Source organism: Rhodococcus sp. FG69, from assembly GCF_057808915.1.
Map to the genome: position 1 here is coordinate 1 of NZ_JBMDIX010000072.1, position 11,552 is coordinate 11,552.

Consider the following 11,552-nt stretch of genomic DNA (forward strand, 5'->3'; position numbering starts at 1 on the left):
CCAGCCTATCCCAGCTTGGTCTCGGACACAAGGCCCGACTCTTGGGGGACAAACCTAGTCACACGCTCCGAACAACTCCCAGTCCGTGAAGACCAGGTCCGTGTCCGTCGCTCTGACTCGACAAAAGTTACGCGACGAGTCGCTCATCTCCAAATCGCCTGGTCAGAGCGGCTTATGTGTGCGGAGTGCATCGCGAGCGAACCTCCGTGCCCAACCAGGCGAGTCGGAACCTCCGTCTCCAAGATAGAAGAGCGGACCGTGAGCTCCGATGAGATCCAAGAACGCAACCGTGGGGTGCGCTGCTTTCTCGGCCTCGAACGCATCATCGCCACCGCCACCCCATCCCAGGGCTTGCATCGATTCCACAACCATCTCGTCCCGCTGTGCCGCGGAGGCCGATGCCGCGAGCGCCACCAGATAGAGAGTTCCCGAGTCCTGCTCGTCGTCCTGTCGACCGAGAGGTAGTCGAGCAGCGCAGTGGTGCCACAGTGCGCGAGGGTCATCCGCGAGAAGCGAGCCGGCCTTGGTGCGCACCATCGTTCCTTTCAGCACTCGAACCAGGCCCATGTTTCGGGCGGCTTCCCTGAGATCCGTTGCTTGATGGTGGTCCGCCTCACGCACGCTGGTACCGACCCAACCGATGCCCCAGTCCAACTGGTCACGCAGAGGCTCCACGACGGATGGGGGTAGGTGCCCGTCATCGGTCAACCGCACGCCCCGGTCACCGACGATCTGCAGAAACCACGACACCTTGGCCATCGCAGTTCGCGCGACAGGAAGGTCGACGGAGCTCTCGATGGTCAATTCGCATCTGGGCAAGAGCTCGATCAAACGCGGGACCGGCGTACCGAGAACTCGCCGGAGAAATCGCGCAATCACAGGTGACGCCGCCGCGCTCTCTACCTCGGTGGAACGCGACGTCGACGCGCACCGAAGTCGAAGATTCGCGTCGGCGACCGGTGTCGATCGGGTGTCACTTTGCTTGTGCGGGTATGCAATCGGTCCATCGACACCGTCGCCGATTGGGCACTCCTCGGCTCCGTCCAGGCACGTCGGCCGCAGGTCATCGATATCGGTGTCGACTGAATGAACACACACCGTGTGAACCCAATCCTGATAGCGGTAGTGCAGCGTGTCACCGGGTGAGGACAGGAGCGAATCGACCCTGACGTGGTCGCCCAGCTGGCCCGCCTCACCTGCCGCAAGAACTTTCGGCGCGCAGTATGTGTGCGCAGCCGATCCTTCGCCATGCGTCATCGTGTACTGGTCCTGCCCGTCCCACCCGATCGCAGCCTGCAGAATGGTGTGAAGCTCAGGCAACAGAAGGTCGGACCGCACTCTGATGCGCCGCCAAACCGTCGGGCCCTCGATCGCCAGGTGCACGTCCATCGTCAGCTGCACTATGTCCGAATACCCACTGGTTGACGCCTCCTCCGCCGCGTCGTACCGGCGAGGACGAGGTCGGCTCGGTTCGGTCGGGAGGTCCGGCACCAAAGTCAGGTGCCGCGCTCGTCCGGTGCCATTCCGCATTCCCCGACTGTAGTGAAAGAACGCGACGTCGTGCCGTTGTCGAACGCTCGGACAGTAACCTCCCGTCGCGTTTCACGACTGATCGCTTCGACGTCCAGACGTCACCGAACAGGCTGGATAAGACCGTCGTTGATTGCTGCCACGTCGAATTCCAGCCTGTCGGCATGGTGCGCGAGGAAGGTCACCGTCAACTGCACCAGGTACTGATCCGGAGATCCCACCACCGCATACCGCGTGGTGACTGCAAGTTCCAACTGCTCGGCCATGAACGACCCCCGGATGAAGCGAGCGGGCCACCCTCCGAGATTCTCCGCATTGCTGACGCCTTCGTTCCAACCCGGCATGACGCGCGCATCGGTGAAACTGCAGTCCAGCAGACTCTTCGTATCGACTGGCGCAGACAACCTGCCGACGAGAAGTACTGCGTTGGGCGCAAACCCATTCTCCACCAATCCCGGTTCGACCAGGACCGAGGTAGCTCCTGGAAACCGGCCTTCGGGCAACGTCTGCCAACCTGCAGGGACGGCGGCGACGATGCCGAGCTGTGCCGCGTCATCATGACCGAGTGCCTGCACCTCGATGCCGTTCACGGACAAGAATTGGGCGACTGTCGTTCCGCCGCTGTGCTGCGCCTCTGTATCGGCCATGCTGTTGTCTCCTGAGCTGTTCATCGATCCCGAGCTGATCCCAGAGTGTCGGCATCCGCCATCAGACGTGCCTGCACGAGTCCCTCCAGGTATGCGGCTACGCCGTCGTCGTCGTTCGATGCCAGTACTCGATGTGCGATCGACTTGATTTCGGGTAACGCGTTGGCCGTGGTGAGAGCCGTCCCCGCCCATTCGAGCATAGGAACGTCGTTCAGCGCGTCGCCGACGGCGGCCACGGACTGCTGTTCGACGCCCAACTCCTGGCACATGCGCGACAGTGCGCTCGCCTTCGACACCCCAGCGGCCGACATCTCGATGTACGGCGCACCCGAATGAGTCAGCTCGACGCCACCGACCTGCGCGGCCGCTACCGTCCGATAGAGCTCGACGCTGGACAGATCGGGGTGACGCGCGACGATCTTGACCGTGGGTTCGGCGGCCAGCACAGTACTCGAGGTGTCCATCTCGAGGGGATTTCGGTGGTGATCGGAGAACACACACAGTGCGGCGTAACCGTGCTCGGCGACAAAACGCGTCGGCCCGACGGTGGCGAACACGACCCCCGGCACCAGCTCACGAACCCGGAGCATCGCCGTCGTCACCGCATCTGCGCCGATCGCTGTAGTCCCCGCAATGACCGGTGTGCCGTCCGCGAGGTCGAGAACCACTGCACCGTTCGCGCCGATCGCCCTGCCCGTGAATCCACACGACTCGGCCAGATCATGAATGGAATGCCGTGCGCGAGCCGATGCCCACACGATGTCGATGCCCACTTCCCGCGCAGCTGCCATCGCGTCGGCCGTTCGCGAGGAGATGGTTCGGTCCGAGCGCAACAACGTGCCATCGAGATCGGTGGCTACTAGGTCGATGGTCACACCTGACGATGATGCCAGCGTCGGGTCTTCCTTCGGTGATGCGGTGTCGTGGCTAGCCTGGGACGTGTGAGCACTCCCAACCTGACCCTCAATTCCGGAACCACGATCCCCCAGCTCGGGCTGGGTGTATGGCAAGCAGCAGACAGTGAAACCGAACATGCTGTGAGGTACGCGCTGGATGAGGCGGGATATCGCCACATCGACACCGCCGCCGCCTACGGCAACGAGGAGGCGGTCGGCCGTGGTATCAGTACGTCGTCTGTTGCGCGCGAGGACGTCTTCGTCACTACCAAACTCTGGAACGCCGATCAGGGTTACGAGCCTGCGCTGAAGGCGTTCGACGTCAGCCTCGGCAAGCTCGGTGTCGACTACGTCGACCTGTACCTGATCCACTGGCCGCTCCAGAACGACGAGCGTTTGCTGAAGACATGGGATGCCCTCGAGAAGATCGCCGAGTCCGGCAGGGCCAAAGCTGTCGGCGTCTGCAATTTCGAGCCACGGCACCTGAAACTGCTGGTCGACCGCGGAGGACTGCTACCAGCGGTGGATCAAGTCGAGTTGCATCCTCATCTGACTCAGCAGGCAATCAGAGATGTCGCTGCACAGCACGACATCGCCGTCGAATCGTGGAGTCCCCTCGGCGGGACCAGCAATTCAGGCTGGGGGAAAGCGTCCAAGCCCAACACGCTGCTGTCCGACGACGTGATCACCGCGATCGCCGATCGTCACGGCAAGTCTGCAGCACAGGTGCTGATTCGGTGGCATCTGCAAAACGGCCTGATCGTGATTCCGAAGTCGGTCCACGACGAGCGGATTGCGCAGAACATCGACGTATTCGACTTCGAGCTGACCGCCGAGGATCTGAGCGAGATCGCGACGCTCGACGACGGAGTTCGCGTCGGCGGACATCCGGACGAGTTGAACATCGGCGCACCGGACTAGCCTGCAGTCGAGCGCAGTGTCAGCACGGTGATCTCGCTTGGCGCGAACACGCGAAAGGGCGGCCCCCAGTAGCCAGTCCCCCGTGAGGTGTACAGCTGAGTGCGATCACCGTGCGTGCTCAGTCCGTGCACCGTCGGCTGATCCAGACGCACCAGGTATTCGAAAGGCCAGATCTGCCCGCCGTGAGTGTGGCCCGACACCTGTAGATCGACACCTCGTCGAACGGCCTCGTCGACCTGTTTCGGTTGGTGTGCAAGCAAGAACACCGGAAGCTCCGGATCGGCTCCGTTCAGCGCGCGGTCGAGATCCGCACCGTGCCCTTCGGTGCTCGACCCCGCGGCCGTGCGGTCGTCGACGCCGGCGATCACCAACTCGTCGGTACCACGACGCACCTCGATGTGCTTGTTGTGCAACGCAGTCCACCCGATCGACTCCATATGCTCGAGCCATGCCTGAGCCTCGCCGAAGTACTCGTGGTTCCCAGTGACGTAAACCTTCGCGTGCCTCGCTCGGACATCCCGGAGCGGTTCCACCTGGTGACGTCTCCTCGCGACCGAACCGTCGGCGAGATCGCCGATGTGACAAGCGATATCAGCATCGAGCTCGTTGACCTTCTCGACGACCTTCGCCGACCACACAGCACGGTCGATCGGTCCGTAATGAGTGTCGGTGATCAGCACTACGCGAAGACCGTCCAATCCCGTGCCGAGCCGAGGAATGTGAACCTCCTTCTCCAGGACACGCGGCACCCTCATTGCCTCGTAGTGACCCCACACCAGAAGTCCAGCAACGACGATCACCACAGCCGCCGCGATGGTTCGTGAGCGAAGCGGGTCGTCGAATCCGACGAGTCCCAGAATCAACCCGAGTAGCGCGCCGAGTGCGCTCCAGACGAACAGGACCCACACAGCTCCCAGCAGAGTGTCCCCGATTCGCGCGGCACGATCGCTACCACGTGCATGCCCGGCTGCCATCGCAGCAGGCAACGCGACAGCGGCTCCGCCGACCAGAACGCAGCCCGCAATCCGTAGTGCTGTGGGCCACTGGGAGCCCGCGAAGAACACCGTCCACAGCGGTACCCCGAACAGGAGAACGACGACGAGCACAACCGTCGATGTCACGAGTATCCGGCGCCTGAGTCGACGCGGAGCCGAGGCTACGTCGTCGACCTCGGTGGTACGTGTTCGTGCCATGAGCAAACCCCCACTGGTGTGACTGCGGTCGCCGAAACGGCGGCTCTACCAAGATACGCGGACAGCCAACCTGTGCACCGGACGCGCCATTCCGCCTGCTACAGTGCGTCGCCGATCGGGGTGTCCCCGTTGTCGAACTCGATGAACCGGCCGATCGTGGACGGATTGTCGACGCATGCCGCCGCCACGGCCGCGACGTCGTCACGCGTCACCGATGTCCCCGTCGCACCGTTCTCACGAGTTGTGATGGACCCGGTGCCCCGATCCAGGGTCAGCGCGCTCGGCCCGAGAATGGTCCACGGCAGGGACGTGCTCTTCAGGTATTCGTCGGCGGCAGCTTTCGCTTCCGCGTACGCGTGGAACGAACTGCTGTCGTCTACACCGTGGTCGGGGCCTGCCCCGAAGTACGACACCATCACATAGCGGGAAATCCCTACTCTGCCAGCAGCATCCATCGAACGAATTGCGGCATCTCGATCGACGGCGTACGTCCGATCGGGGCTACCGCCGCCTGCACCGGCGGACCAGACGACGGCGTCGAAACCGTCGAGTAGCGCCGCGATCTTCTCTACATCGAGGTGCTCGATGTCCGCGACCAGCGGCGTGGCGCCGATATTTGCGATGTCGTCGACATGGTCGGGATTGCGCACGATCGAACCGACTTGGTGGCCTTGCTCGATGAGCAGCGGCGCCAGACGTAGCGCAACTTGTCCGTGGCCTCCGAAAATGGCGATTCGCGACATGGAGATCTCCTTCGGCGTCGGGACAGGTCTCTGCCACGCTAGCGCACCTCGGTGCCGAGGCGCCTACACCGTCCTTCAGGGAACCTGAGGTTCAGATCCTCCTGTTGTGAAAACCGTTCACCGGCAACTCGATCGAGACGACCGAGCTGTCCCGTACGTCGGAAGGCATCGTCCAGACCTCGGTCGCGTCCTCCGACGGCACATCCTCGTCCTGCTCGGTGTGCAGCCGGCCGTTCCGGGAGCCGTTCGTAGGTACGGCGTCGGTGAAGTCGCCGGGCACCGCGCTCGGCAACGCAACCTCGGTGACGATGTCGTCGTGCCCCGGATCCAGTTCGACCGGTGTCCATTCGATCGGCTGAACAGGACCGAGTTCGAGGCGCACCGAATCAGGCTCGATACCCGCGGCGGCCAACGTCGACCACAAGCTGCTCATGGCCGCTTCGCGGTCCAGGTAGTACTCGGACTCACGCACCCGCCAGAACGTCCACCCACACCGCTTCAGCTCCTGCTCGCGTCGAAGATTGGCAATCGTGCGTTCGGGGCTTGCCTGGGGTGTGTCACCGTCGCATTCAACGGCCAGCCTGGAGGCTTGTCCGGTCACGACCAGATCGATGCGACGGTTGTTGACCTCCACGCCGGGATTGACATGGTAGCCACGATTGCGCAGGTCGCAGAAGATCTGCTGCTCGAACAGCGTCGCGAACTCCTCGCGCCTGATCTCGGGGTCTACGCCGATCGGCATGGGTGCAGCGGGTGCGGGCGATACGGACGTCATGTAGCTGAGTAGTGAGTTACGCAGGTCCGCGCGCTTGAGACGGTCCACCGTCACCGAATGGAACAGCCACAGTTGGTCCTGTGCACGAGATGCGGCAACGTTGAAGCGCCGCTTGAACTGATTCGCGGTGAGAGCGACGAAAGGCTGGCTTGGCGATACCACCATCGACAGCAGAACAACGCTCCGCTCGTCGCCCTGGAAATCCGGTGGCGTTCCAACCCTCAGCCGGCGGTCCTCCCATTGGTCGATACCGATTCGTTTGATCAGTTCGTTTCTGATCTCGTCGACCTGCGACGTCCCCTGCAGTACGACGACGCCGAACGTCTTGCCGTCGTACTGGGGGTCGGCAAGGCACTTGACGATCTGTCCGACGATCGCCAGTGCCTCGACGCGATTGACCAGCGAGGCGCCCTTCCCGACGACCGTGGCGTCGGGAACGAATGTGTGACGCAGTGGCGGAAGACGATCCGCGCCGAACTGCCGCACCGGAACCAACGGCGAGTCTCCGTAGAACTGCTGGCTCGACCAGTTGATGATCTCGGGCATCGACCGGAAGTGTTCTCGCAGTCGGACCACCTGGCCGAATCTCGTTCGCAACATGGAGAACAGGCTCGAGCGTGGAGTCAACGTCGCGCGAACATGCTCGGGAAGGTCTGGGAGGTAGACGTCGAGCCTGTTGAACACATCTTCGAGCGTTCCCGTCTGCGGAACGTCGGCGGGCGCGCACTGCCGGTCGTCGCCGACGACGATGACCCGGGGCGCCAAATACAGAAGGAAAAGGCTGCTGATGTCGGCCTGGCTCGCCTCGTCGACGATGACGACATCGAAGCTGTCCGCGACAGGAGGCACCGACGCAAGTACCTGCGCAAGCGGCATCACCCATGCAGGTACTGCGCTCTGTGCGTCTCGCATCGCCGAACGTGCTGCGCTGCGGAATGTTTCGGCATACTTGCCCGCGCCGGCGCCGATAGCGGAGATGTGCTCTCGATACGTTTGCAGCGCACGGACTTCCACCGCCGTCATTCGCTCGAGACAATCACGCCACGCCATGGCGGCACCGAGTGTCGCCGTCAGATATGCCAGATCCGCTTCGGCGGCATTCAATTCGGCGTCGAGGCGGTGCTCGAGTCCGGCCTGGTGTTGCTCGCTGACCCATTCGCGGGCACGTCGCCAGGCCCACGCCTTGGACATCTGCCAGCTCAGCTCGTCCCATTCAGGATCGGCGGCGGTATCGACGACCAGTTCGTGGAGCGCGGGCGCAGCCTCGACGAGCCTCGCGGAGAGCTCGTCCTGATCGATCTGATCTTTCTGCTCCTCGCACGCGAGGAGGTAGTTGTCGCATGCGTCTGCAACCGCGTCGGCGTCGGCCGAACTCAGTGCCGCGACAAGCGCATTCCCCTCCGGCGATGGCCCGCTGTCCACATGCACGGCAACGGAATACAGGATCGAATCCAGCTCGCCGCGCGCGACGTCGGCATCGATTCGTGTTGCGATCGCACCGGCCGCGCCGGCGAATTTGGTTGCGTCGTCGAGGTTTCGAATCCACGGAGCCGAAGGGGAGACCGCGTAGAGACGCTGGACCAGGGCGTCACGGGCCGCGAGCGCACCCTCCACCCGGACCAACTTGCTGGTGACGAGCTGGAGGTCGTTGACCTGACGCGAACGTGACCCCTCCGTCGATACCGTGATCCGCAGATCACTCAGCAGAACGGCTGCCGTGTGCACGATGTCGAGGGCACGAACATGCTCGGTCGCCAGACGCACGGCGGACGCAGACACGGCCGGCACACCGTCCACGACGGCGACGATGTCGAGCTGTTCGACGGCCTTCTGTTGATCGCTCTTGCGGAATCGTCCCTTCCACTCCTGGCCTGACTCCAGCGCTAGCGCAAAAGATTCCAAAGCCTGCAATGCTGCATTCGAGGTCACCGAACACTCGACGTCGTGCGCGCCGACGAAGCGATCCGACTGCGCGGCCACCTCGACGGTAGAGACGATCCCGCTCACCCTCGACCACAGGTGGGCCGCCTCACCGGAGAGCACCGAATCGGTCAACTGCCAATAGACCGCGTCGAGCTCCATCACTTCGCGCACACGCGCATCGAGCTCCTCACAGAGGCGCCGGATGTCGAAGGCTGCTGCGGGGTCGACTCCCCCAAGGAACTCGACGAGCTGGGAGGACTGCTCGGACGCCGTGTCCGCAGCGGCGCTCGCCCGGTGACAGAGCGATCGCAGCTCGGCCGAGTTCGGCAGCATCGTATCCAGTGCGGGCAGCGACTGACGGGTACGCGCAGCCCTGCCCGGCGGCGACGTGGCGATGAGACGCCTGAGTCGATCGACCTCCGTACCGCTCAATGGCGGTCGCTCTGCGAACAGTGGGCCCGGGAGCCACTCGTGAGCTTCCTCCAACGAGGTGACCTTACGAACTACGGAAGCGGCCGTGCCGCCAAATCCGTCGGAAACATACGGGTGCACAACAGTTTCCGAGTTGCGCAGTTCTGCCACGGCGTCGAGCAAGCCCGTCCGCTTGGCGACTGCTTCGGCACGCCGAACCTCGAGCGATTCGATCTTCTCGGCGTCATCGATGTCGTTGTAGGCGGCTTTGCGGTCGGCGATTCGGGCGACGCTGCGACTGAGCTCCTCGGAGCCGCCGCGAGACAAGTCGGTGATCGAGACGCACAACTCTTGCAGTTCGGGCGGAAGCTTGTCCCGGAGCACACGTAGTGCTTGTGACTTCTCACTAGTGACGAGGACACGTTGGCCGCGTGCGAGCAACGATGACACAAGGTTCGCGATCGTATGCGTCTTCCCTGTCCCCGGCGGACCTTCGACGACCACGCCGCTGTCGCGACCGAGTCGGTGAACGATCTGAGACTGCTCGGCATTGGCAGGAAGAGGGAACATCGGATCTTCGGCGAGCTCCCCCGAGTCCGCCGCCCCCGTACGTTCGAGCCAGGCGAGCCGATCCTCGGGCTCGATGGGTTCTACGAGCTGTGCAAGCCCCAGAGGAATGGAGGCACCGTCTGCACCCAGATCGGCGATCATCTGTTCGTAGTAGTCCAGCAACGCGTACGAGCCTCGCTTGCGCAGGACCAGCGCAGGGGCCAACGTGAGCGTGGGATGCATCGAATCCCCGAACGACATCGGTCGATCGAGAGCGTCCGGGGTGTCGACCTGCACATCCAGCGCCGTCCGAGCCCATTCGACGAGAAACTCCGACACCGCCGGTGCCAGCGAGGACGGCACCCGGTCGGCCAGCGATCGCTGCAGCGCGACCGAGCCGGATGCGTCGAAGGCATCGTTCCCGGCGAGCAGACGGGTGTCCTCGAGCCGTGGCTGCGCATGTGCGGCGTACCTGACCAGCAGATCCCCGGTTCGCACGTCACGTTCGACAGTGGCACTCTGCGTCACGAGATGAGTGCGCACTGCACTCGTGGACTCGGTTCCCACGAGCCCGAGTAGACCCGATGCGACGACGACTTCGACGGACTCGGGCCTCGACGTGAGTTCCTGCATCATCAACTGCAGCGATTCGTACAACGATGCCTGCGGCCTGAGCTTTCGGTCCGCCTCGGCCCACCTACGCCACTTGGCCAGATATGCGGCGAACTCCTGGCGAACCTCGTACGCCTTCCGCACGTCGAAATCGGCATCGGCGTCCTCGTCGGCGCCCGGCTGCACGGACTCGACCAACTCGAGGGTTCGGTACCTGCTGTCGGACACCATGGCCGGGTCGACGAGTCCGACCAGCAGTTTCGGCAGCTCGGGAGGATCCACGGCATCCACACGTCCGGCGCGAAATACGACGCCACCCGATCCCGCGTTCCGATCGAGCCGTGCAGCACCCGCTTCGTCGTCGATCCACTGAATCCGCAGGTGGTCGTCGTAGTCGAGTACCGGTTCGGTGCGCGCCGTGACAATCTCCCGCAAGAATTGCAGTAGTCGAAGTACTCGGCCCTCGACGTTCAGCAGGCCGGGGCCATTCACGTGGTCACGACCGGGAAGCGATGAAGTCGACACTGTTGAACCTCTGAACTACTCGAACGGCCATCTCGAACAGGGCGGATGCTTACAATCACGCGCCAGAGTAGTCGTCACATCTGCATTGGTCATCGGGTCCGTACTTCAGGAATGTTCCCTCGTGCGATTTCACAATGCGCTACCTGACCTTCGGGTTCGCATCACATACCCGACACCCGGCGCGATCGCGGCCGTCCGGACCGAAACGGACCGCACCTGGGCTCGATCCCAACACCTGAGGGTTTCAACGATCATGCAAACCCGACAGGAGCGCTCGACCCACTACCCACCAGTAACGTACCCGCCAGTAGCAAGAGTTAACGCTAGCCGCGAAAAGTCAATTCCGACAACGCTACTCGCCAGTATGTCGTCAAGGGTTCCATGAGAATTCCTAGCACGCCCGCAAAATTGCCTTGAAATCGATTGCCTTGGTTGATATTTGAACAAGGCGATATCAGTCACACTTGCCGTCTGTGTCGTTGATGTAGCAAATCGCCTGTGTGCCGCTAGAATAAGTCGACATTCCGGCAAGCCCATCCGGTACCGACACGGGCGCGACGGGGAGCAGTCGAGATCGGAGATTCGGGCGTGGTCGCTGTCGCAGCGGCAGCGAACAGGACGCGGACACAACGAACAACTCCCCTCGGACGAACGACGAAAACCGAATTCGGCCTCCAGACAGCCGGATATCTGATAAGAACCCCGACGGGCATCGAAAGGCACGCCCGCCGTGGGCCCGACCGAAGTACACCCGAGACGAAGAGAGACACGTTGTTCAAGCGGATTGCAGTAGTCAACAGGGGTGAGGCGGCTGTTCGCCTGATCAG

At 63.1% G+C, this 11,552-nt stretch carries 7 protein-coding genes; 1 reads left to right on the top strand and 6 read right to left on the bottom strand.

Annotation, left to right across the window (positions count from 1 at the left end):
• Positions 1-162 precede the first annotated feature (162 nt).
• The 3 genes from ACODSO_RS28540 to ACODSO_RS28550 all read right to left on the bottom strand — a co-directional run bounded on the left by ACODSO_RS28540 (position 163) and on the right by ACODSO_RS28550 (position 3,052).
• A complete protein-coding gene (locus tag ACODSO_RS28540) occupies positions 163-1,530 on the bottom strand; it encodes an IS1096 element passenger TnpR family protein (protein WP_489039994.1) in 1,368 nt (455 codons plus the stop codon).
• Positions 1,531-1,631: 101 nt separating this feature from the next.
• A complete protein-coding gene (locus ACODSO_RS28545) occupies positions 1,632-2,177 on the bottom strand; it encodes an LpqN/LpqT family lipoprotein (RefSeq protein WP_489039995.1) in 546 nt (181 codons plus the stop codon).
• 20 nt (positions 2,178-2,197) lie between these two features.
• Complete coding sequence (locus ACODSO_RS28550) at positions 2,198-3,052, bottom strand: Cof-type HAD-IIB family hydrolase (protein WP_489039996.1); 855 nt, start codon at positions 3,050-3,052, stop codon at positions 2,198-2,200.
• 66 nt (positions 3,053-3,118) lie between these two features.
• Here ACODSO_RS28550 and ACODSO_RS28555 point away from each other — a divergent pair, with 66 nt between their 5' ends.
• Positions 3,119-3,994: an aldo/keto reductase gene (locus ACODSO_RS28555; protein ID WP_489039997.1), complete on the top strand. Its 876-nt coding sequence runs from the start codon at positions 3,119-3,121 to the stop codon at positions 3,992-3,994.
• Here ACODSO_RS28555 and ACODSO_RS28560 read toward each other — a convergent pair.
• The 3 genes from ACODSO_RS28560 to ACODSO_RS28570 all read right to left on the bottom strand — a co-directional run bounded on the left by ACODSO_RS28560 (position 3,991) and on the right by ACODSO_RS28570 (position 10,692).
• The gene (locus ACODSO_RS28560; protein ID WP_489039998.1) at positions 3,991-5,187 is read right to left on the bottom strand and encodes a metallophosphoesterase; all 1,197 of its coding nucleotides are present in this window, start codon (positions 5,185-5,187) and stop codon (positions 3,991-3,993) included. The two genes, ACODSO_RS28555 and ACODSO_RS28560, sit on opposite strands and share 4 nt — an antisense overlap.
• Positions 5,188-5,285: 98 nt before the next feature.
• Positions 5,286-5,930, bottom strand: a complete 645-nt coding sequence (locus ACODSO_RS28565; RefSeq protein ID WP_489039999.1) for an NAD(P)-dependent oxidoreductase — start codon at positions 5,928-5,930, stop codon at positions 5,286-5,288.
• A 91-nt stretch (positions 5,931-6,021) separates the two neighbouring features.
• Positions 6,022-10,692 (bottom strand): AAA domain-containing protein, encoded by a 4,671-nt coding sequence (locus ACODSO_RS28570; RefSeq protein ID WP_489040001.1) that lies wholly within the window; start codon positions 10,690-10,692, stop codon positions 6,022-6,024.
• Positions 10,693-11,552: the final 860 nt, after the last annotated feature.